We start from the raw sequence: 21,136 nt of genomic DNA, 5'->3' as shown, positions 1-21,136 counted from the left end.
CCAGAGCCGGAGGCCATGCTCCGGACCAGTCGCAAGGACAGGCGGCGGTGGATCGCCCCGAAAAGAAAGGTAAACGAATGAAGACCCGTATTCCGTTGCTTCTCGCCTCGGCCGGCGCGATCGCCCTGACGGCCTGCGCGCCGACCGACCAATATGGCAGCACCGGCAGCACCACCGGCCAGGGCATGAATCGTGCCCAACAAGGCGCCATCGCCGGCGCCGTGGTCGGCGGCATCCTGGGCGCGACCCGCGACAGTGACAAGAACGGCCAGGGCAAGGACGCCATCAAGGGCGCCATCGTCGGCGCGGCGGTCGGCGGCGTCGGCGGCGCGATCCTCGACCAGCAGCAGAAGGCGCTGCAGCAGTCGCTGAACAACCCGAACATCCGCGTGGTGAACAACGGCAACCACCTGTCGGTGATCATGCCGGAATCGACGCTGTTTGCGACCGATTCGGCGGCGGTGGGCGCGCAGGGGCAGAACGACCTCTACACCATCGCGCGCAACCTGAACCAGTATCCGAACAGCACGATCCAGGTCGTCGGCCATACCGACAGCACCGGCTCGGCCGCCTACAACCAGGACCTTTCCGAGCGCCGGGCACGGTCGGTCGCCGGCATCCTGACCGCCGGCGGCGTGGCCTCGAACCGCGTCTCGACCGCGGGCCGCGGTGCCAGCCAGCCCATCGCCTCGAACGACACCGCCGCGGGCCGGGCGCAGAACCGCCGCGTCGAGATCCTGATCTTCCCCTCGCGCTGATCCGCAAGACGGCAGCCGCAGGGCGCGGGCCGGCAGCCATGCTGCCGGCCCTTTGCCTTTGCGCCCTCGATGGGCGGAAAGGCAAAGACCCCGGCAAAGAAAAAACCCCGCGACGTTGCCGCCGCGGGGTTCAAGATCACTGTCCGGCGGGAACGCTTGGCCGCGTCCCTCGTTCGTTTCAGTTCAGCCGGCGCGCCACGTCGTCGATGGCCTTGTCGATGCCGGCGGCGCGCTGTTCGGCGGTGGCCTGCTTGCCCAGGATCTCGGTCGCGGCCGAGATCGCGGTCTGGATCGCCCGGTCGCGCACGGCACGGACCGCATCGCCCTCGGCGCTGGCGATCTGCTCTTCGGCGGCCTTCAGACGACGCTCGATCGACAGCTGCAGCGCCTTCTTGGCTTTCTCGGCCTCCAGCACGGCCTCGCGCTTGGCATTGGCGACGATCTCGTCGGCCTGGGTCTTGACCTCGCGCTGGCGCCGCTCGTAGCTCGCATAGATCTCCTGCGCTTCCTCGCGCAGGCGGCGGGCTTCGGCCAGGTCGTTGCGGATGCCTTCGGCACGCTTGTCCAGCAGGCCGCCGACGATCTGCGGCACCCGGAAATAGACCAGGATGCCGACGAACAGCAGGAAGGCCAGCGTGACGATGAAGTCGGTGTTGCGCAGCGAGAAGAACGGGCCGGTGGCCGCCAGGGCCGGGCTCGCCATCAGGGCAAAGAGAACGCTCAGACGTTTCATTGCAGCGTCCCCTTCAGCCGCTGATCGACCGCCTCGCCGACCAGGTTCTGGTCCGCGGCGCCGCCGAAATTCTCAACCAGAGCGGCCGTCACCTCGCGGGCGACCGAGCGCGCATCCTCGACGGCCGAGGCGCGGATCTCGCCGATGCGCTTCTCGGACTCGGCCGAGCGGGCACCGATTTCCGCATCCGCATGGGCGATGGCGGCATCGAGTTCCTTCTGCATCTCGGCCTTGTTGGCGGCGATGATCTTCTGCGCCTCGGAGCGGGCGTCGGCCAGCGCCTTGTCATAGGCGGCCTCGGCTTCCTTGGCCTTCTGCTTGAATTCCTCGGCCGCCATCAGGTCGCCGGTGATCGCGCCCTGCCGGTCCGAGATGACCCCGCCGATGCGCGGCAGCGCGATGCGCGACAGGACCCAATAGATCACGGCCAGCACGACCAGCAGCCAGAAGATCTGGTTGCCGAAGGTCGTGAAATCCAGTTGCGGCATGCCGGGGGCGCTGGCGGCGTGGCCGGCCGCACCATGGGCAGCATCCGCAGCACCGGCAACGGCATGGGCCGCATCGGCGCCATGGCCCGCCGCTTCGGCGGATTCGGTGATGACCACCGTTTCGGTTTCTTCGACCACGACGGGCGCGGTCTGTTGCAACAGGCTGAACATATCCTACCCCATGCCGGTCGTTTCACAATCGGGTGGGCGCGTCACGCCCCCACCCAACCGCAAGGATGGCAAAGGATCAGACTGCGAACAGCAGCAGCAGCGCGACCAGGAACGAGAAGATCCCCAGGGCTTCGGCGAAGGCCATGCCGATGAACAGCGTGGCGGTCTGCGAAGCGGCGGCCGACGGGTTGCGCAGGGCGCCCGCCAGGTAGTTGCCGGCGACATTGCCCACCCCCATGGCCGCACCGGCCATGCCGACGCAAGCCAGACCGGCGCCGAGGTACTGTCCCAGTTGACCCAGATTTTCCATGTTCATGCTCCTTGAGGCTTTGGAAAGGGTTTTTCGATGTGGTCCCGACTGCGGGTCCGGCGCTCAGTGCGCCGGATGCAGGGCGTCCTTCAGATAGACGCAGGTCAGGATGGCGAAGACATAGGCCTGGATCAGCGCGACGAGCACCTCGAGGCCATACATGGCGGTGATGGCGACGACCGAGATCGGCGCGATGGCGGCGATGGCGGCGAAGGCGGCAAAGACCTTGATCACCGCGTGGCCGGCCATGATGTTGCCCGCAAGTCGGATCGAGTGGCTGACCGGGCGCACGAAATACGAGATCAGCTCGATCACCGCCAGGATGGGCCGCAGCGCCAACGGCGCCGAGCTGACCCAGAACAGGCCCAGGAAATGCGCGCCGTTCTTGACGAAGCCCAGGATGGTGACGCCCAGGAAGACCATGACCGCCAGCACCGCCGTTACCGCGATATGCGAGGTCGGCGAGAAGGATTTCGGCAGCAGCGCCAGGAAGTTCGCGAACAGGATGAAGCAGAACAGCGTCATCACATAGGGGAAGTATTTCAGCCCGTCCTTGCCGGTCACGTCCTCGACCATCTTGCGGACCATGCCGTAAAGCAGTTCGGCGATGGATTGCAGGCGGTTCGGCACGATGGCGCGGCCGCGGGTGCCGAAGACCAGAAGCGCGGTGATCGCCAGGGCGGCCAGCGCCATCCACAGCGTCGCGTTGCTCGGCGTGTACCAGTTCAGCTCGCCGCCGAACAGCGGCTTGACGACGAATTGATCCATCGGATGGAAGGTCAGGCCACCGGTTTCTTCTGCCATTTGTCACTCACCCTTGTCGTCGCCGGGCTGACCCGGTGTCTTGCCTATCTCATTGGCGGTCCGCATCATGGTCTTGATGCCGGCCGCAAGGCCCAGCAACACGAAGACCACCATGAAGACCGGCCGCAAGCCGGTCACATAGTCCAGCCCGAACCCGATCAGGAAGCCGATCCCCAGACCGGCCACCAGTTCCGTCACCATGCGCCAGGCCATGTTGGCCTGGCTGAAATGCTCTTCCCCGCGCGAAGGCGGCTCTTCCTTCGCCTTCTCACCCAGCCGGGTCTCCAGCGCGCGCAGCCGCTCCGCGTCCCGGGCCCGCGCGGCGTCATGGTCGTCCTCGGCCACGGCTCACACCCCCGTTATCGGTTGCGGCGGTGATAGGGGCTGATGCCCCCCGAGTCAAGCAATGCGGGTCCCGCTGCAATGCGTTGAAATTACAAGATTATGAGAATCGCGTCGGCACGGGAAATCCCGGACTTGCGGCCGGTGGTGCTTCCGGACCATATTCAACCGGACAGTTAAGCAAAGCCCGATGTCCGCGCCGCAACCCAGCCTCGACGCCATCTTCTCGGCCCTCGCCGACCCGACGCGGCGGGCGATCCTTGCCATGCTGCTGGAGGACGACATGGCGGTGACCGATGTCGCGGCGCCCTTCCAGGTCAGCCTGGCGGCGATTTCCAAGCATCTCGCCGTGCTCGCGGCGGCGGGGCTGATCCGGCAGGAACGGCGCGGCCGCATCATCTGGTGCAAGCTGGAACCCGACGGGCTGCGCAACGCCTCGGTCTGGATGCAGGGTTTCGGTCAGTTCGAGCCGGTGGATCTCGACGATTTCGAGCGTTTCCTGCGCCACGCCCTGCCGCTGGGCGATGAGCCTGAGGCCTAGTCAACTCGCGCAAAAGTTGCAAGATCGCCACATGCCGGCCTTGCCGTGCGGCGACAAATTAACCTTTTATTGATATTTGGCGCGCCGGATTCGTATCAAGCCTGACAACCTGTGATTGTTTCCGAGGCTGCCATGGAATACCGTATCGCGATGGCGACGTTCCCGAGCCAGGTTTACAACGACCCCGGCGCGACGGGGTCGGACAAATATCTGCCCTTCCTCAACCGTCGCGAGATCAGCTTCGCCGAGGCGAGGATGGGCGAGATCCGCATCGAGGACGACGATCCGCGCTTCGGCTATCTGTCGCGTGGCGGTTCGGGCAGTTTCTACGACGACCCCGGCAGCGACGACGGCCAGGCGCTGCTGGAGCCCGCCAGCTTCGGCCCCGACGGCGCGGCCGAGACGCTGCCGGCGGGTCAGCGGATCTCGTTCCAGGATGCCGCGATCCTGCGGGACGCGGCGGGGAACGAATTCTATGTCTGCTTCCCGACCTATGTGGATTACGACGTCTCGGGTTATCCGCTCGAGCTTGGCGGCCGCCACAGCGCCCTGATCCTGCCGAAGATGCGGCTGGATTCGGGTGGTCAACCCACCTGGCCGCAGTTCGATCCCGCGGCGGACTTCACCTATGTCGGCAGCTACAAGATCGGTGTCGGCCAGACCTCGGTCGCCTATGACCCGACGGTGCCGGCGGCGCCCTGTTTCACCTCCGGCACCCTGATCGAGACCCCCACCGGCGCAAAACCCATCGAGGACTTGCAGTCCGGAGATGCGGTTCTGACCCGCGATCACGGCGTGCAAGCGTTGCGCTGGATCGGCGGGACGGCGCTGGACGGCCGGCAACTGGACCTGCAGCCGAACCTGTGTCCCATTCTGATCCCGCGCGACGCGCTGGGTCCGAACCTGCCGGCGCGCGATCTGCTGGTCTCGCCGCAGCATCGCGTCCTGCTGCGCTCGGCCATCGCCGCGCGGATGTTCGGCGCCGACCAGGTGCTGGTCGCAGCCAAGCATCTGACCGCCTTGCCCGGTATCCGCGCGCTGCGGCCGGCTGCGGGCGTGCGCTACCTGCATCTGCTCTTCGACCGGCACGAGCTGGTTCGCTCGAACGGCATCTGGACGGAATCGCTGCTGACCGGACCGCAGGCGCTGCTCGCGCTTTCGGCCGCCGCACGGCGCGAAATCCGCGCCCTGCTTCCGACGCTGCCGCAAGACCCGGCCCGGCGCCTGACCACCGGCCGCCAGGGCCGCAAGCTGGTCGAGCGCCACCTGCGCCACGACCGCGCCTTCCTGCCGGCCTGAACCGGGCGCCAGAACGCAAAAAGGGCCGGGCAAAAGCCCGGCCCTTTCTCATTTCACGGTGATGCGCCCGTCCAGCTTCGGCGTGAAGCCCGGCCCCTGCCGCGCCAGGTAGTCCGCCAGCACATCCGCCAGATCGGGCCCGAAGTCATAGGCGTTGATCGCCTTCTCGGCAAAAACCTTGTAGCCGTCCCCGCCGCCGCGCATGTAGTTCTGCGACACCACGCCATAAGTCGCGTTCGGGTCGATCGGCACCCAGTTCGTGCCATCTTGGACCTGCACCTCGCTGATCCGGTGACCGGCCTCAGCCGCAGGATCGACGGTGTATTTCAGCCCCGCGACCTGCGCGAAGCGACCGGCACCCTCTTCCATCTGGCTCGCGCCGTTCTCCAGCGCCGCGATCACGTCCGTGCCCTTCAGCTGGAAGGTCGAAAGCGTGTTCTGGAACGGCAGCACCGACAGCACGTCGCCCATGGCAACCGGCCCAGCCTGGATCGAGGCCCGCAGCCCGCCGCCGTTCTGGATCGCGATGGCGATGCCCTGGTCCTTGACCCGCGCCAGCATCGCCTCGGCCACCACATTGCCCATCTCGCATTCCCTGGCGCGACAGGTCTCGCGGCTGCCGTCGATGGGCGCGGCGATCTCGGCCACGCGCTTGGCCTTCAGCTCCTCGATAGGCGCTGCCATCTCCTTGACCCGCGCCGCCAGCTTGGGATCCGGTGTGACCGAGGCATCCAGCAGGATCGGCTCGCCCTCGACCTTGACCAGCTTGCCGGCGTCGTCCCAGGTCAGCACCAGATGGCCCAGGTATTTGCCATAGGCATAGGCCGTCGCGACCGGCACCTCGACGCCGCCCTCGCCCTTGACCATGGTGGGATAAGGGCCTTCGGCGCCCTCCATGTCACCCAGCAGCGTATGGCTGTGCCCGCCGATCAGCGCGTCGATGCCGGCGACCTCGGCCGCGAACTGCTGATCGCGCTTATAGCCGGAATGGGTCAGCGCGATGATCTTGTTCACCCCGGCGTCGGTCAGCTCCTGCACCTCGGCCTTCAGGCTGTCCATGTCGTCCTTGAAGATGACCTTGTCGCCCGGCGCCGCGGTCTCGGGCGTGTCCATCGCCAGTGCCGAGACGATGCCGACCTTTTCGCCGCCGACATCCAGCGTCAGCGCGGCCCCGACCTTGCCCTTCAGCTCGGGCGATTGCGACAGGTCCAGGTTGCCCGAGACGACCGGGAACTTCACCCCTTCGGCCAGGATCTGCAGCCCGCCCGGCCCGTCGTCGAATTCGTGGTTGCCGACCGCCATGGCGTCATAGCCGATGGCGTTCATGAACTCGACCGTATCCTTGCCCTTGTAGGTCGTATAGAACAGGCTGCCCTGATACTGGTCGCCGGCGTCCAGCACGACGACATTCTGCCCGTCAGCTTTTAGCTGGTCGCGCAGCTCGGTGATCTTGGCACCCAGCCGGGCGACGCCGCCGAAACATTCGTTCTTGGCCTCGGCCTCGGCATCGCAGGTGTTGTCGTATTTGGTGATCGGCTCGATCCGGCTGTGAAAATCGTTGGTATGCAGAACGTGCAGCGTGAAATCCGCCTGCGCCGCACCCGAGGACAGCATCACTGCCACTGACACCAGGAGCCAACGTTTCATCTTAACCCTCTCGTCGCGAAATGTCTGGACGTGGGGAAGATTGGTCGAAGCCCCGGCAGGCGTCAACCAACGAAGCCGTATGTCGCCAAAGGTTCATGCTTGACGACGCAGCACCCGCGACGCATGAACCGGCCATGCTGGCCTACAAGATTTTCCGCGACTCCGAATACCAGGCATTCCTGCGCGATGGCCGCAGCGCCGGCGCGCCGGTCGATCTGGCCGATGGCTACATCCACCTGTCGACCGCGGCACAGCTGCCCGGCACGCTCGCCAAGCATTTCGCCGGCGAACAGGACCTGCATTTGCTCGCCGTCGAGACCGAAAGGCTCGAGCCCCTGCGCTGGGAGCCGTCGCGCGGCGGCGACCTCTTTCCGCATCTCTACCGCGACTTGCGGGCCGAGGACGTGCTCTGGTCCCGCCCCCTGCCGCTCGGCCCCGGCGGCCACGACATCGGAGACCTGGCATGACCCCTATCGAGCGGCTGGGTCTAGCCGCGCTGCATCGCCTCGACCCCGAACGCGCGCATGATCTCTCGATCGTCGTGCTGCAACGCGGGCTGGTGCCTCTGCCCGGCGCGCCCGTCACCTCGCCGCGCCTGCGGCTTCAGCTGGCCGGGCTCGAGTTGCCGAACCCGGTCGGCTTGGCCGCCGGCTACGACAAGAACGCCCGCGCCCTGCCCGCGCTGATGCGCGCCGGCTTCGGCTTCGTCGAGATCGGCGCCGCCACCCCGCGCCCGCAGCCCGGCAACCCCAAGCCGCGCCTGTTCCGCCTGACCCAGGACCGCGCCATCATCAACCGCTTCGGCTTCAACAACGAAGGCGCGCAAGCCATCGCCCAACGCCTGGCCCGGCGCCCCGCCGGCATCCCCGTCGGGTTGAACATTGGCGCGAACAAGGACAGCGCCGACCGCAGCGCCGATTTCGCCGAAGTCGTGCGCATCGCCGGCGCCCATGCCGATTTCCTGACCGTCAACGTCTCGTCCCCGAACACCGAAAGACTGCGCGACCTGCAAGGCCCGCAGGCACTGGCCGCGCTTCTGCAAGGCGTGCTAGCCGCGCGCGATGGTCTGCCGAACCGCCCGCCTGTCTTCATCAAGATCGCCCCGGACCTCGACGACGCAGGGCTGGCCGACATCGCCGCCGTGGCGCTGGCCGCGCCGGTCGATGCGATCATCGCGACCAACACCACCTTGTCGCGCGATGGCCTGACCTCGCCCCACGCGGGCGAAGCCGGCGGCCTTTCCGGCGCGCCGCTCTTCGACCGCGCGACCCGCGTGCTCGCCCGCCTCCACCGCGAAACGCAGGGCCGCGTGCCGCTGATCGGCGTCGGCGGCATCGGCTCGTCCGAGCAGGCCTGGCAAAAGCTCCGTGCCGGTGCCTCGGCGCTGCAGGTCTATTCCGCGCTGATCTACAAGGGGTTTTCGCTGGCCGCAGAAATCGCGCGCGACATCGACGCCCGACTCGCACGCGAAAACCTCACGCTGGCCGAATTGACCGGCAGCGGCAACGCCGACTGGCTCTAGAACAAATCCTCGTGGCCCAGCAGCTGGTTCATGCTGCTGGACGGCTCGGAACAGCCCGCATCGCCCACGATCCGCGCCGGCACACCGGCCACGGTCTTGCAGGGCGGCACCTCGCTCAGCACCACCGAGCCGGCGGCGATGCGCGAATGGTGCCCGACACGGATATTGCCCAGCACCTTGGCGCCGGCGCCGATCATCACGCCATTGCCGATCTTGGGATGGCGGTCGCCGTCTTCCTTGCCGGTGCCGCCCAGCGTCACCGAATGCAGCATGGACACGTCGTTGCCGACCACCGCCGTCTCGCCGATGACGATGGAATGGGCGTGGTCGATCATCACCCCGGTGCCGATCCTGGCCGCCGGGTGGATGTCGACGCCAAAGACCTCGGAACAGCGCATCTGCACGAAATAGGCCATGTCGCGCCGGCCCTGCTCCCACAGCCAATGGCCGATGCGATAGGCTTGCAGCGCCTGATAGCCCTTGAAGAACAGGATCGGCTGCATCAGCCGATGCGTGGCCGGGTCGCGTTCATAGACCGCCAGCAGGTCGCCCTGCGCCGAGGCCGACAGTTCCGGCGACCGCGCGAAGGCGTCGTCCGCGATCTCGCGCAGGATCTGCTCGCTCATCTCGCGCGAGGCCAGCTTCAGCGAAAAGCGATAGGCCAGCGCCGCCTCGAAGGTCGCGTGATGCAGCAGCCCGGCATGGATCAGCGCGCCCAGCAGCGGCTCGTCGCGCACGGCGATGCGCGCCTCGCGCTGGATGCGTCCCCAGACCGAATCGCGCGGAGCGTCGCGCATGTCGGAAAGCGGCTCGATCATGTCTTTTTGCAGGTTCATTCGGGGCCCGCCCGTCAGTTTCATCCTTCATTCTTAACTGAAACCGACGGGCGCGGAAAGCCGTCAGTCGGGCAACCGCAACTCCCACCAATGCAGGACCAGCCGCACCCGGCCGCCGGCGAACTGGCCGCCGGTCGCGGTCAGGCGCAAGGCGGTCGGCTGCCAGAACACGACCGGAGGTGACAAAAGCCCGCGCGCCCAGGACCCCTGCGTCTTGCCCAGGCTCTGCCCGAACTGGCGCAGGCTGTCGGCGGTGCCCTCGGTTCCCAGCGTCCACGAGGTCGCGCTGCCGGTGATGGCCTGCTGCACCCGCCCGGTGACGCCTATGACCAGCGCCCCCGCCGGGATCATCATCGAGCTCTCGGACCAGGCCCCGGCGCCCAGCGTCACGTCCTCGGACATCTGCCGGGCGATCATGCCCGAGCCATGCTGGCCCAGCGTCACCGCCCCCGGCACCCAGACGGCGCCGTCATGGATCGCCGCCACCCCCTGATCGGCGATCACCGCGCGCCGGCCATAGGCGGGCTGGACGAAGATCCAGCCGCCATTGGCGCCGATGGCGACCTTGCCGCCCTGCCCCTCCCAGGCGTTGACGGCGCCCTGCGGCACGCCCCAGCACAGCCCGTCCACCACCGTTTCGGGCGGCGTGATCCGGGTCAGGCTTTGCAGCACCAGGTCCAGCTGCCCGTCCAGGCGCATCAGCGCGTCATTCACCGTGACATGCTTCTGCGCCTGGGCCGGCAGCAGCAGCGGCAGGCCGCAATTCGCGGTCGTGTTCTCAGGCATCGATCATCCTCCTAGCAAACGGCCCAGCCCCGAACGTGTCGGAAAGCTGCGCCACCTCGACGGCGAAACCGCCCCCGGCCATGACCTGCGACCAGGCATTTTCCGGCACCGCCCAGCGCGGTTCCGAAACCACCGCCTGCGCCAGCACCTGCCCGTCCCGGACCAGCCGGGCCGAGTAACGCTCCTGCGCCTCGCCCAGCGGCACGTCGGGCCCGTCCCAGCCGTCGCCCTGCACCCGGGTGCGCCGGATCCAGGTCACGACCCGGCCGGAAACCTCCAGATGACAGGGCGACAGCGGCCGCAGCCCCGCGCCGCGGAAGGCGGCGGCGATATGGCGATAGCTCGCGTCGTCCGGGCTGCGCGCCGCCGGCCCGATCCGCCAGTGCCGCAGTTGGTTGCGCGCCGAGGGCGGCAGGTCCACCTGCTGCGCCGTCCCGTCCAGCAGCACCACCGTGCTGCCGGCGGGCCAGACCTCGGGCATGAAGGCATCCGTGCCCGCCTGCCCGCGCAGCCGGGTCGCGATCTCCCACACCCCGGCCGAGACCAGGCGCGCCTCGGCGAACTGCAGCAGCTCCCAACCCTCGGCCGAGCCGTCGCCGATGGCCATCAGATTGGCCCCCGACATCAACGCCTCGACGGACGCCGATTCCAGATTGCCGCCCTTGACCCGGACCCGCAGCGCCGGCCCGCGGTCCCAGACCCCCGGCCGGGCCGCCGACAGCGGCCCCAGGGTCACGCCCATGACCGAAGGCGCCGCCACCGTCAGGTTCAACCAATAGCCGCCCACCTGCTGGGTCGAGACCCAGACCGCCGCCGCGCCCGGCCAGGGCGTCGCCGTCACCGCCAGATGCGGCGCATGCGGCGCCTCGTCGCCACGCAGCAGCGGCAGGTCCAGAAACAGCGGCCAGACCGGAATCGGCGGCACAAAGGCCCGCGCCACCGTCTCGCCCTCGACCACCCGGGCCGGGCGATAGACCCCCGGCTCGACCCGCACGGCATCGACGGTGATCGCGCCGGCGCGCTCGACCCGGTCGATGCGCCAGCGCCGCGCCTCGACCCGAGGCTCGGCCAGCCGCACCACGTCGCCCGGGCCAAGATGGCCCAGCGACGGCGGCAGCGCGAAACGCACCGCATCCCGCGCCACCGCCGATTCCGACAGCCAGCGCTCGGCCATGGCCTGCCCCTCGCCCCGCGTCAGCGCCATCGCCAGCTCGCTGTCCGAGACCGCCAGGAACTCGGCCCCCGGCATCAGCGTTTCGGCCGTGCGCGCGGCGTAATCCGCCCCCGCCTCGACATGGGTCAGCCGGATGCGCCCGACCATCTCGGCCTCCGCCGCGCGCGAGACCTCGACGGCCTCGACCTCCTCGGCCAGCGCCATGTCGTCCGGGCCAAGCTCGGCATCGACTCCCGCGCCGCGCATGGCAAAGACCAGCACGCCGTCCCGCTCGACCGCATCGAAACCATGCGCCAGCATCAAGGGCTGCAAGGCCGCGCGCCCGCTCTCGGCCCCGGTCAGGGCATAGCCGCGCACCAGCCCGCGCAGGCCCTCGGTGTCGAATGCCCGCACCCCCGCCTCGCGGCAGATTTCGGCCACGACATCGGCCAGAGGCACGGCACCCGCGCGACCGTTCAGCCAATGCCCCCGCTCCCACGCCGGGCCGTCAGACCACAGGTCGGTGCGCGCCGGGAATGCCGGATAGGGCCGCGCGTCCCAGCACCAGACATGCGCGCGGGCCATGTCGATCATCCGCCCCGCCCCGCTCCGGCCAAAGGCCGCCCGCGGCGGATTGTTCGACGGATCGCCCCAGAACTCGGTCATGGCGCGCACATAGGCCGCCTGCATCGGATCGTCGCGCCGCCCGTCCGAGAACCAGGGCAGCATCGATTCCGAGCTCATCGCATCCAGGAACTTGTTGGGCTGGTTGGTGCCCTTGTCCAGCGCCGCGCACCCCATCTCGGTGAACCAGATCGGTTTTGACCGCGGCTGCCACGCCGTCGCCTGCGCCTGCCTGACGCCGCCGATGCGGTTGCGATGCTCGCTCAGCCACCAGTTGCGAATGTCCTTGTAGCGCCAGACCCAATGCTCGCCATGCGCGCCATCGACGATCGGCGTGCGCAGCTGCATGGTCCGGTCGACGTCGCGGGCGTAATACCAGTCGTAGCCCTCGCCGCCCGCGACATTAGCGCGCAGATAGTCCGGGTTGTCGATCCGCTTCCAACCGGCGTCCAGATGGTCCTCGCCCTCGCGCCAGTCGGACAGAGGCATGTAATTGTCGATGCCGATGAAGTCGATGTTCTCATCGGCCCACAGCGGATCCAGATGGAAATGCACGTCGCCATTGCCGGGATGATGGCCGAAGTATTCCGACCAGTCGGCGGCATAGCCGATCTTGACCGCCTCGCCCAGAATGCCCCGCACATCCGCCGCCAGCCGCCGCAACTGCTGCACAGCCGGAAAGCTGTTCCCCGCCCCCATGATCGTCGTCAGCCCGATCATTTCCGAGCCGATCAGGAAGGCGTCGATGCCACCCGCCGCCGCGCAAAGATGCGCGTAATGCAGGATGAAGCGGCGATAGGACCACTCCTCCGGCCCGTCGTAGCGGATGATCTCGCCATCGCGCAAAAAATGCTCCGCTTCGGCCGCACCGAAGAAGCGCGCGACCTCGGCCGCAGCCGCCGCCGTGCCGGCCGGACTGCCCTCGCGCCCAGCCGCAATGCTGGTGGTGATGCGCCCGCGCCAGGGCATGACCGGCTGATCTCCCGCACCGCTCCAGGGATCGGGACGGCCGTTGCCCGCCAGTTGCTCCATCAGGATGAACGGATAGAACACGGCCTTGCGCCCGCTTTCGGCGATGGCCCGCAGCGCCTGGATGACCGAGCCGTCCGCCGGCGTCCCGCCATAGATCGGCCGGTCGTTCACCCGCGCGACCTCGGCCGCACCGCTGCGCCCGACCCCGCCCGCGCGCCAGGCCATCTCGCGCCCGTCGCGCGACAGGTCCTCGACCTTGGGCCGGACCGTGCAGTCGCCGACCCGCAGGTCGTCGCCGAACCAGGACACCACCAGCGAGACCGAGCCGACATTCGGCAACTCGCGCCCCAGCACCCGCATCGAGGCCTGGAAATCCGTCGGCGCCAGAGCGGTGTTGTGGTTGATGACCTGGGTCTCGCCCAGGCCCTTGTCATAGCTGACCGCCTGGGTCGCCAGCGAATATTCGCCGGTGCCCGGAATCATCGCCACGGCCCGCACCTCGCGCGACAGCCCGCGGCCCTGCTTCGCAGCGCGCGTCACCTCGAAGGACAGCTGCGGCACGCGATTGCCCCATTTCTCCAGCGCCAGGTCCTCGAAGACGACATAGGCGATGCCGCGATAGGCCGGCGCCGCGTCGCCTTCCTGCGCAGCGATCACCGGATCAGGCAATTGCGCCTCGTCGCCCGGATAGACGCGCATGTTCAGATCATCGGCCGCAACCTCCTCGCCATCGGCCCAGACCCGGCCGATGCCCAGGATCGGCCCCTCGCAGATCGCCAGCGCGAAGCTCAGCCGATAGCTGATCGAGGTCACGCTGGGGCCCGTGCCCTTGCCGCCGCCCTGCTTGCGCCGCACCTCGACCAGCGGCCCGGCCCAGATCGCATGGCCCGGCACCCTCATCTGCCCCCACAGCCGCGGGATCGGCGTGCCCTCGCCCGCGGTCTGGATCCGCATCCGGTCCACGCGCCCGGTCTCGACCGCCTTCGAGCCCGAGCCCAGCAGGCGCTGGTCGATGACCCGGCCCAAGGTGGCGCCCACGGCCCGGCCGATGACGGCACCCGAAAGCCCCAGAACCGTGCCGCCAAAGCCGGCCCCCAGCGATGCCCCGACCGCCGACAGCAGAATCGTCGCCATTGCGCCCTCACCTTTCTCTTACAGCGGCGGAAACCGGAAACGCCCGGCGATCCGCGCCCGCCACGGCGCCGACAGCGGGCTTTCGACCACGCCATGCCGGTCATAGGCATGGACGAAGCTCGGCGCCGCGCCGGTTTCCGCCAGAATTCCCATATGTTTGGCAACCGCGCCGACCCTCATGCGAAAGATCAGCACGTCGCCCGGCTGCTCATCCGGGGCCGGCCGCAGCAACCGACCGGCCCCGCCCAGCAGCAACTCGATGCCCCCCGCCTCGCCCCAGTCGGGGGTATAGGCCGGCATCTTCTCGGGCTCGGGGCCGCAAAGCTCGCGCCAGACACCCCGCACCAGCCCCAGGCAATCCGTCCCGACCCCCTTGGCCGAGCATTGATGCACATAGGGCGTCCCGATCCAGGCCCGGGCGGCCTCGACTACCGCGCTCATCGGTTCACCTTGGGCGCGATCAGCCAGTCCTCGGGCGGCAAATGCGGAAAGCCGCGAAAGTTCGGATAGTTCAGGAACTTCATCCGGCAGGTCTCGCCCCGCTTGTCGCAACCCGCGATCAGCTTCACGCGGTCACCGACGCCGGGATGGATGCCAAGCCCGGTCCAAAGCTCGACCTCACGCCGCCCGCCGGCGGCCGCCAGGTCAACCTTGACCATGCCCGACAGATCCTGCGCGGCACCCGACAGCACCACCAGCCGCCCATGCTCGAACCAGCGCGTGTCCAGGCCCGAGACCCCGGACAGCACGAAACGCTGCCCATCCTCGGCCACCTGCACCACGCCCTCGGCAGAATAGCCCGCCCGCGTCAGGTCGAACCGGCACATGCCATCCCCCAGCTCGGCCGAGCAGCGCGGGTGATAGACCCGGCCCTGCCCGCGGTTCAGCGGCTCGGACAACCCGCGCAACTCGGCTCGAAAGGCCGCGCCGCTGCGCACCACCTCGCCCAGATGGCCGCGAAAGATCAGCCGCCGGTTGGCGGTATCGGCCCAATCCACCTCCCACAGCCGAACGTCGGCCGCGTCCCAGCGCCCGGCCATCAGGTCGGCCTCGGTGATCGCCGTGTCGGATAGCGCCCCGACCGCCTCGCTGTTGTCCACCGACAGGCCCGAGCTCTGCACCACCGCCCGCGCCGTCAGCCCGCTGTCGGGCCGAAAGGCGATGCCGTCGAAGGCCAGCGCCCGGTCGTGGTCGGTAAAGCCCAGCACCAGCCCGTCGCTGCGGGAAACCGCCCATGCCCGCGCAATCGTCTCGCTCATATCCGCACCTCGACCACCGGCACCTGCGGCAGATCCCCCGCCTGAAAGGACGAAACCGAGACCGCGATCCGGTCCGTGTCGAAGCGCACCGGCACGTCGAACTCGAACCCGGCCGTGACCACCGCCCCCGCATCCGGCGGCACCGCAAAACTGATCTCACCGCTGGCCAGATCGACCGTGTAATCCACGCCCTCGCGCTTCTCGACGGCCCCGACCCCGGCCAGCACCGATCCCTCGACCGGCTTCGCCACCGGCCGCCAATAGCGCGCCGGGCCCGAGGCATAGGCCTTGCGCAGCGCAAACACCCGCCGCACCCCGTCGCCCACGCCTAGGTCCTGGTCCAGATGGCTCGGCGCCACGCTGGGCGCGCAGGATTTGAAATCCGACCAATCCTTCCAGCGGAAACCGTGCATCTGCCCGGCCCGCGCCTCGAAGAACGCGATCAGCGCCGCCACATCGTCCAGCGAGCGCAGCCCCAGCCCGGCGTCATAGCGCCGGCGCGAATGCGCCCAGGGCGTGCGGCGTTCCTCGTGGCCGTTGGTCAGCGTCACGATCTCGGTGCGCCGTTCCGGCCCGCCGACCGAGCCGAAGGACAGGTTCGCCGGGAACCTGATCTCGTGAAAAGCCATGGATCACCCGTTCCTTTCGCCGCGCGCCAATAGCCGCCCCAGTTGCGAGGCGATCTGGCTCTGGCTGCGCTGGAACCCCGTCACGTCGGGGGTCGAGACATTGAAGGTCACGTTCACCGCCCGGCCGCCGCCCCCGGCCGCCGCGACGCCCAGCCGCCCGTCCGCACCGCGGCGCAAGGGCATGATCGCCTCGGCCCCGGCCTCGCCCATCAGCCCGGTCGCGCCGCGCATCGGGAAATAGGTCGGCTGGCTGACCACGCCGCCCTTGGCGAAAGGCAGCACCCGCCCCTGCGAGAACGCGCCCCCGTTGGCAAAGGGCAGGGCGCCCGAGACCATGCCGTTGACGCCCTGCGCGATCGCGCCTGCCAAGGCCTGCTCGATCGGCTTCATCGCCACGGAAAAAGCCGTGTCCGCCATGCTGCGCGCGATGCCCTTCAAGGCGTCGCTCAGCTTCAGCCCATCGAAGACCAGGCCCGAGAACGCCCGGCGCAGCCCGCTGCCGATGCCCTGGGTCAGTGTGCCGACCTCGCGCCCGGTATAGACCATCGACTCGCGCAGCCGGGCCAGCTCGGCCTCGAACTCCGCGGTCATGCGGCCGCTCTGGTCCATGCTCTTGCCCAGGTTGACCGGGCCGTCCTCGTCCAGCCGGTCGAATCCGTCCTTGTTCGCCACGGCGGCGCCTCCTTTCCAGATGTTTCAGCCTGCCGGCCGGTCGGGATAGCGCGCGACCAGCTCGGCCAGGCGGTTGCGGGTCATCGCCCCGCCCTTGCCCGGCTCGACGCCCAGCATCAGCGCCAGCTCGGCCGGGGTCAGCGCCCAGAACGCGGCCGGCGTCAGCCCCAGCCCGCCCAGCCGCGCCGGCCCGAGGCCCATGCGCAGCAGCCCGGGCCAGTCCAGCCCGGCGCTCATGTGCCCTCGATGCGGAACGCCCGCGCCAGCAGCGCCGCCGCGGCATGGGCCGCGCCGACCGGCCCGCCCTTGAACTCGGCCGCCATCAGCGCGTCCATGTCGCCCGCCCAGCCGCCGCCGCGCAATCCCGCGACCAGCACGGCCAGCACGTCCCGGCTGGAAAAGCGGCCGCTCTCGAACCGCTCGACCAGCGCGATCATGCTCTCGGCGCCCAACTCGGCCTCAAGCCCCGCCAGGGCGCCCAAGGTCAATTTGGCGACATGCGGCCGGCCGTCCAGCACGACCTCGACCTCGCCCGCCAGCGGATTGACCATCTCAGAACGCGACGAAGCTGATGACGCCCGCGCTGGCCATGGAAATCTCATAACTCGCCTCGCCATTGTAACTGCCCGCATATTCCAGAGAGGTGATCTGGAACGGCCCCTCGACCGCGCCGAAATCCGGGATCACCACCTGAAAGCGCGGCACTTCCCCGTCAAAGAACACCTGCCGCGCGCGTTCGTCCGTGGTCCCGTCCCGAAACACCCCCGAGCCCGAGATGCTGGCCGAGCGTACGCCCGCACCGCCCAGAAGCTCGCGCCAGCGGCCCTCGCTTTCCAGGCTCGTCACATCCACCGTCTCGGCGTTGAACCCCAGCCGGGTCGCGCGCAGGCCCGCGATGGTCTCGAACTGGCCGTCGCCGGTCATGTCCATCTTGATCAGCAGGTCGCGTCCGTTCTGCACCGCCATGTCCGTCTCTCCTCAACCCAGGTCAATGCGCGCGCGAAAGGTCAGGTCAACCCGCCGCCCCGCGCCGTTCTCGGCCCGCCGCGCGCGGGCGCGCAGGAACCACAGCCCCACCAGATGCCCGCGGGTCAGCGCGATCTCGGCCGCCTCCAGCGCGTCCGAGACCGCCACCGCCGCCGCCTTGATCGCGGCAAAGCCGCTCGACTCGTCCGACCCCGACAGGACCGAGACCACGAAATCGTGGCTCGCCCCCGCCGCCGTCATGTCGCCGGCGTCGCGCACCTCCTCGGGGCCCAGCGCGACATAGGTGCCGCTGGGCGCCGCGACCGGCATCGCGTCATAGATCGCGTCGCCGACCAGGTCGTGCAGCGGCGCGCTGCCGCGCAACGCCTCATAGACCGCCGCCTGAAGCGCGGCCGTCGCTGCATAGCTCATGCCAGGGACTCCTCTTTCGCGACGCAGACCAGCCAGCGGCCGGTGGCATCCGCCTCGGCCACCGCCTCGATGCGAAAGCGCCGCGCCGTGGCGCCCTCGCCCATGCGCAACCTCTGTTCCGGGCGCGGGCGCCGCGCGTCGCCGGCAGGCGCCGCCCTGACGGTGATCCGCCAGCTGACGACGCTCTGCGCCCCCACCTCGGCGAAACGCTCGGCCCCCGCGCCCGACCGCATCTCGGCCCAAAGCTGCCCGACATCCTGCCAGACCAGCCGGAACCCACCCATCCCGTCCGGCGCGCGCACCGGCGTCTCGACCACCAAGGGCACCGTCAGCCGCGGCGCCTTCATGCCCGGCCGCGCGGACCGCCGCGCCCTCCCAGCACCCGGACCGAGCGCCAGCGCTCGATCAGCGCGCTGACCCCGAAGGGCATCGCGCCCTGGCTGCCCTCGAAGCTGCGGTCCTCGTGATAGCGCGCGGCCAGCATCAGCACCGCCTGCGCCAGGTCCGCCGGCACCGAGTCCCACCATGCACCGAACCCGGCCGAGAAGGTCACCGTCACGAAACCGCCGCTCGGAACACGTGGCAGCCATGCGCCCTCCGGCAGCAGCATCGGCCGCTGCGTGTCCTGGACCAGTCGCCAGCCGCCCTCGACCGGCACGACAACGCCGGCCGCATCGGTGATCTCGACCCGCTCGACGCTGCCGACCGGCGCCAGCGGCAAGGGCTGGCCCGCCGGGTCGCGCCACTCTTCCAGCCGCAGCCGGAACTGCCGCGTCAGCAGCACCTTGCCGGTCCGCGCCTCGATGGTGGCGATGGCCGCGCGCAGGAAGCCCCCCAGCGCGGCGGTCTCGGCCGCGTCCACGGCCATGTCAAAGCCGGTTCCCAACCGCAGATGGTCGCGCAACCCTGCGACGGGCAGCGCCTCGATGGCGGGCGCCGTCAATTCCACAAGCATCATCTTCATCTCTCCCGTTCGCACGGAACCTGCATCCCAAGGGCGGAAAATGGGGGCCGCGCATGCCCGCCGTCGCGCGTGCGGACAGTTGCTTGGCCGGTTCGTCGGGCATCGCCCGCGCGGCCCCCGCTTCGGCCGTGGATCAGCCGAAGACCATCAGCTTGATGGCGCGGGCGTCGGTGACGCCGCCGCCGACGCGCTTGGTGGCATAGAACAGCACATGCGGCTTGGCCGAGAAGGGATCGCGCAGCACGCGCAGGTCCGGCCGCTCGACGATGGTATAGGCCGACTTGAAGTCACCGAAGGCGATCGAGAACGAGCCGCGCGCGATGTCGGGCATGTCCTCGCACAGCAGCACCGGATAGCCCAGCAGCTGCGGCGGCTGGCCCATGGCCAGGCTGTCGGCCCACAGGAAGCGGCCGTCGGTGTCGCGCATCTTGCGCACGGCGGCGGCGGTCTTCGAGTTCATCACGAAGCTCGCATTGGCGCGGTATTGCGCGCCCAGCGCATAGACCAGGTCGATCAGCGCATTGGCCGGGTTGGTGGCCGCGAAATCGCCATCCCCGCCCGAGGCGATGGTGCCGATCTGCACATTGGTCGCGCTGGCGTTGGCCGCCTTGGCATGGGTCAGGAAACCCTTGGGCTTGTTGACGCCGTCGCCGCTGATGAAGGCCGTGGCCTCGGCGCGGGCGAATTTCTCGGCGATGCGGCCGGCCAGCCAGCTTTCCACGTCGAAGGCCGCGTCGTCCAGCAGGCGCTGGCTGGCCTTGGGCATGGCCGACAGTTCATGCACCGGGATCACCACCCGCTGCACGGTCGAGGTGCCGGTCTCAGCCTGGGTGCCGGCCTCGGTCGACCAGCCGCTGGCGATGTCGCCCATGTCGACCAGCATCTCGAAATTGGCCGATTCCACCGTGACGACATTCGCCACCCGCCGCAGCGAGGCGGTGACGTTCAGCGCATCCTGCACCTGCAGGGCCACCGTCGGCGCCGCCAGGAAGCCGCCGTCCGAGCTCGAGGTCATCGCCTTGCCTTCCAGCGGCAGACCGCGCAGCGCACCGTCGTCGCCATGGCGGATATAGGCGTCGAAGGCCTTCTGATGCGGCGCGCCGGCATCGGCTTCGGCCGACAGAGGGGCGCGGGCGCGGGAAAGGGTCTTGCGGTCCAGCATGGTCATGCGTTGTTCCTGTGCTTCCAGTCGTTTCTGAATGTCGGTGCGGAAAGCCTTGAGTTCATTGACGAACCCCAGCATCTCGGCCCCCAGGTCGCCGGGCATGTCCGCCCCGGCCGCGGCTTTCACCTCGGTCATCGTCCCCTCCGTTTGGTGAAACTCACTCGGCGCGCAGCGCCTTGGTCGCGGCCCGAAAGGCCGCCGCCAGTTCCAATGCACCGTCGGACTTGCGCCCGACCTTGGCCTCGGCCAGCATCGGGAAGGTGACCAGCGACACCTCCCACAGCTCGACCTCGGAAAGCATCCGCCGGCCCTTGCCGTCGCGCTCGGCCGCGATGGTGCGATAGCCGATCGACAGCCCGTCGATGGCGCCGGCCGCGATCAGCGCGGCCGCCTCGCGGGCCTGCGCCACCTCGGGCAGCAGGCGCCCCTTGACCCACAGGCCCTTGTCGTCCTCGCGGATCTCGTCCCAGACGCCGATGGGCCGGGCGGGATCGTGCTGCCACAGCATCCGCACCTTGTCGCCCCGCGCCGCCAGCCGCTTCAGGCTGGCGGTATAGGCGCCCTTGACGACGATGTCGCCGCCCTGGTCGGCCAGGCCGAACAGGCTGGCATAGCCTTCCAGCTGCGCGCCGTCCGACACCAGTGAGGCGCCGGCCGCATACTTCAACTCCAAGCCGTAATCCTTTGAATTCACGTCACCCTCCTTTCGGCGTATAAGCCAGGATCGACTGCACGGCTTGGGTCAGGATCACGGCGACGACGCCATAGACCGTCATCCACAGCCGCCGCTCCAGCCCCTCGATCAGCCCCTCGATCCGCTCCAGCCGCCGCTCGACCTGGCCGAATTGCAGCGCCATGATCCGCTCCTGAGTGTCGAAACGCTGGTCGTGCCAGTCGAAGGGCTCCTTGACGAAGCGCGAGCCCTCCAT

At 69.0% G+C, this 21,136-nt stretch carries 27 protein-coding genes; 5 read left to right on the top strand and 22 right to left on the bottom strand.

Going from position 1 to position 21,136, the window contains the following annotated elements; translation table 11 throughout:
- Positions 1-77: 77 nt before the first annotated feature.
- Positions 78-758, top strand: coding sequence for an OmpA family protein (locus PARN5_RS0110735; RefSeq protein WP_017999775.1), 681 nt, complete (start codon positions 78-80; stop codon positions 756-758).
- Between the two features lie 178 nt (positions 759-936).
- Here PARN5_RS0110735 and PARN5_RS0110730 read toward each other — a convergent pair whose 3' ends face one another.
- The 5 genes from PARN5_RS0110730 to PARN5_RS0110710 all read right to left on the bottom strand — a co-directional run bounded on the left by PARN5_RS0110730 (position 937) and on the right by PARN5_RS0110710 (position 3,609).
- A complete protein-coding gene (locus PARN5_RS0110730; protein ID WP_017999774.1) occupies positions 937-1,491 on the bottom strand; it encodes a F0F1 ATP synthase subunit B in 555 nt (184 codons plus the stop codon).
- Positions 1,488-2,150: a F0F1 ATP synthase subunit B' gene (locus PARN5_RS0110725; protein WP_017999773.1), complete on the bottom strand. Its 663-nt coding sequence runs from the start codon at positions 2,148-2,150 to the stop codon at positions 1,488-1,490. The genes PARN5_RS0110730 and PARN5_RS0110725 overlap by 4 nt, the downstream gene beginning before the upstream one ends.
- Before the next feature lie 76 nt (positions 2,151-2,226).
- On the bottom strand, positions 2,227-2,460 hold the full coding sequence (locus PARN5_RS0110720; protein WP_010394077.1) for a F0F1 ATP synthase subunit C: 234 nt from the start codon (positions 2,458-2,460) through the stop codon (positions 2,227-2,229).
- A gap of 63 nt (positions 2,461-2,523) precedes the next feature.
- Positions 2,524-3,264, bottom strand: a complete 741-nt coding sequence (locus PARN5_RS0110715; RefSeq protein WP_017999771.1) for a F0F1 ATP synthase subunit A — start codon at positions 3,262-3,264, stop codon at positions 2,524-2,526.
- Between the two features lie 3 nt (positions 3,265-3,267).
- Positions 3,268-3,609, bottom strand: a complete 342-nt coding sequence (locus tag PARN5_RS0110710; protein WP_017999770.1) for an AtpZ/AtpI family protein — start codon at positions 3,607-3,609, stop codon at positions 3,268-3,270.
- Between the two features lie 187 nt (positions 3,610-3,796).
- Between PARN5_RS0110710 and PARN5_RS0110705 the strand changes: the two genes are divergently transcribed.
- Both PARN5_RS0110705 and PARN5_RS0110700 read left to right on the top strand, forming a co-directional pair.
- Positions 3,797-4,147: a metalloregulator ArsR/SmtB family transcription factor gene (locus PARN5_RS0110705; protein WP_017999769.1), complete on the top strand. Its 351-nt coding sequence runs from the start codon at positions 3,797-3,799 to the stop codon at positions 4,145-4,147.
- A 132-nt stretch (positions 4,148-4,279) separates the two neighbouring features.
- The gene (locus tag PARN5_RS0110700; RefSeq protein WP_157403966.1) at positions 4,280-5,446 is read left to right on the top strand and encodes a Hint domain-containing protein; all 1,167 of its coding nucleotides are present in this window, start codon (positions 4,280-4,282) and stop codon (positions 5,444-5,446) included.
- Between the two features lie 48 nt (positions 5,447-5,494).
- Here the strand turns inward: PARN5_RS0110700 and PARN5_RS0110695 are convergent, their stop codons facing one another.
- Positions 5,495-7,093, bottom strand: a complete 1,599-nt coding sequence (locus PARN5_RS0110695; protein WP_026155338.1) for a bifunctional metallophosphatase/5'-nucleotidase — start codon at positions 7,091-7,093, stop codon at positions 5,495-5,497.
- Between the two features lie 134 nt (positions 7,094-7,227).
- Between PARN5_RS0110695 and PARN5_RS0110690 the strand changes: the two genes are divergently transcribed.
- Together PARN5_RS0110690 and PARN5_RS0110685 are read left to right on the top strand one after the other, a co-directional pair.
- On the top strand, positions 7,228-7,560 hold the full coding sequence (locus PARN5_RS0110690; RefSeq protein WP_017999766.1) for a DUF952 domain-containing protein: 333 nt from the start codon (positions 7,228-7,230) through the stop codon (positions 7,558-7,560).
- A complete protein-coding gene (locus tag PARN5_RS0110685; protein WP_017999765.1) occupies positions 7,557-8,615 on the top strand; it encodes a quinone-dependent dihydroorotate dehydrogenase in 1,059 nt (352 codons plus the stop codon). The genes PARN5_RS0110690 and PARN5_RS0110685 overlap by 4 nt, the downstream gene beginning before the upstream one ends.
- Here the strand turns inward: PARN5_RS0110685 and cysE are convergent.
- From cysE to PARN5_RS0110605, 16 genes are all read right to left on the bottom strand, one after another.
- Positions 8,612-9,451 (bottom strand): serine O-acetyltransferase, encoded by an 840-nt coding sequence (cysE, locus tag PARN5_RS0110680; RefSeq protein WP_017999764.1) that lies wholly within the window; start codon positions 9,449-9,451, stop codon positions 8,612-8,614. The two genes, PARN5_RS0110685 and cysE, sit on opposite strands and share 4 nt — an antisense overlap.
- Positions 9,452-9,514: 63 nt before the next feature.
- On the bottom strand, positions 9,515-10,237 hold the full coding sequence (locus PARN5_RS0110675; protein WP_017999763.1) for a DUF2793 domain-containing protein: 723 nt from the start codon (positions 10,235-10,237) through the stop codon (positions 9,515-9,517).
- Entirely contained in the window at positions 10,230-14,120 is a 3,891-nt protein-coding gene (locus tag PARN5_RS0110670; RefSeq protein ID WP_017999762.1) for a glycoside hydrolase/phage tail family protein, read from the bottom strand. Before PARN5_RS0110670 ends, PARN5_RS0110675 begins: the two co-directional genes overlap by 8 nt.
- A gap of 18 nt (positions 14,121-14,138) precedes the next feature.
- On the bottom strand, positions 14,139-14,561 hold the full coding sequence (locus tag PARN5_RS0110665; protein WP_017999761.1) for an NlpC/P60 family protein: 423 nt from the start codon (positions 14,559-14,561) through the stop codon (positions 14,139-14,141).
- On the bottom strand, positions 14,558-15,379 hold the full coding sequence (locus tag PARN5_RS21930; protein ID WP_017999760.1) for a DUF2163 domain-containing protein: 822 nt from the start codon (positions 15,377-15,379) through the stop codon (positions 14,558-14,560). Before PARN5_RS21930 ends, PARN5_RS0110665 begins: the two co-directional genes overlap by 4 nt.
- Positions 15,376-16,008 carry a DUF2460 domain-containing protein gene (locus PARN5_RS0110655; protein WP_017999759.1) on the bottom strand — a complete coding sequence of 211 codons (633 nt, stop codon included), beginning with the start codon at positions 16,006-16,008 and terminating at the stop codon, positions 15,376-15,378. Before PARN5_RS0110655 ends, PARN5_RS21930 begins: the two co-directional genes overlap by 4 nt.
- A gap of 3 nt (positions 16,009-16,011) precedes the next feature.
- A complete protein-coding gene (locus PARN5_RS0110650) occupies positions 16,012-16,617 on the bottom strand; it encodes a phage tail protein (protein ID WP_081614995.1) in 606 nt (201 codons plus the stop codon).
- Positions 16,618-16,704: 87 nt separating this feature from the next.
- Positions 16,705-16,917, bottom strand: a complete 213-nt coding sequence (locus PARN5_RS0110645) for a phage tail assembly chaperone (RefSeq protein WP_017999757.1) — start codon at positions 16,915-16,917, stop codon at positions 16,705-16,707.
- Complete coding sequence (locus tag PARN5_RS0110640) at positions 16,914-17,231, bottom strand: gene transfer agent family protein (RefSeq protein ID WP_017999756.1); 318 nt, start codon at positions 17,229-17,231, stop codon at positions 16,914-16,916. Before PARN5_RS0110640 ends, PARN5_RS0110645 begins: the two co-directional genes overlap by 4 nt.
- A 1-nt stretch (position 17,232) precedes the next feature.
- The gene (locus tag PARN5_RS0110635; protein WP_017999755.1) at positions 17,233-17,646 is read right to left on the bottom strand and encodes a phage major tail protein, TP901-1 family; all 414 of its coding nucleotides are present in this window, start codon (positions 17,644-17,646) and stop codon (positions 17,233-17,235) included.
- Positions 17,647-17,658: 12 nt separating this feature from the next.
- A complete protein-coding gene (locus tag PARN5_RS0110630) occupies positions 17,659-18,078 on the bottom strand; it encodes a DUF3168 domain-containing protein (RefSeq protein WP_017999754.1) in 420 nt (139 codons plus the stop codon).
- Positions 18,075-18,425, bottom strand: a complete 351-nt coding sequence (locus PARN5_RS0110625; RefSeq protein ID WP_017999753.1) for a head-tail adaptor protein — start codon at positions 18,423-18,425, stop codon at positions 18,075-18,077. Before PARN5_RS0110625 ends, PARN5_RS0110630 begins: the two co-directional genes overlap by 4 nt.
- The gene (locus PARN5_RS0110620; protein ID WP_026155335.1) at positions 18,422-19,036 is read right to left on the bottom strand and encodes a hypothetical protein; all 615 of its coding nucleotides are present in this window, start codon (positions 19,034-19,036) and stop codon (positions 18,422-18,424) included. Before PARN5_RS0110620 ends, PARN5_RS0110625 begins: the two co-directional genes overlap by 4 nt.
- Before the next feature lie 139 nt (positions 19,037-19,175).
- Positions 19,176-20,342, bottom strand: a complete 1,167-nt coding sequence (locus tag PARN5_RS0110615; RefSeq protein WP_017999751.1) for a phage major capsid protein — start codon at positions 20,340-20,342, stop codon at positions 19,176-19,178.
- Positions 20,343-20,364: 22 nt separating this feature from the next.
- Complete coding sequence (locus PARN5_RS0110610) at positions 20,365-20,901, bottom strand: HK97 family phage prohead protease (RefSeq protein WP_026155334.1); 537 nt, start codon at positions 20,899-20,901, stop codon at positions 20,365-20,367.
- Position 20,902: 1 nt separating this feature from the next.
- Complete coding sequence (locus tag PARN5_RS0110605; RefSeq protein ID WP_017999749.1) at positions 20,903-21,136, bottom strand: hypothetical protein; 234 nt, start codon at positions 21,134-21,136, stop codon at positions 20,903-20,905.

The organism is Paracoccus sp. N5 (assembly GCF_000371965.1).
Taxonomy (GTDB): domain Bacteria; phylum Pseudomonadota; class Alphaproteobacteria; order Rhodobacterales; family Rhodobacteraceae; genus Paracoccus.
Note: the sequence above shows the minus strand (reverse complement) of the source record. Positions and strands in the feature narration are given on the sequence as shown.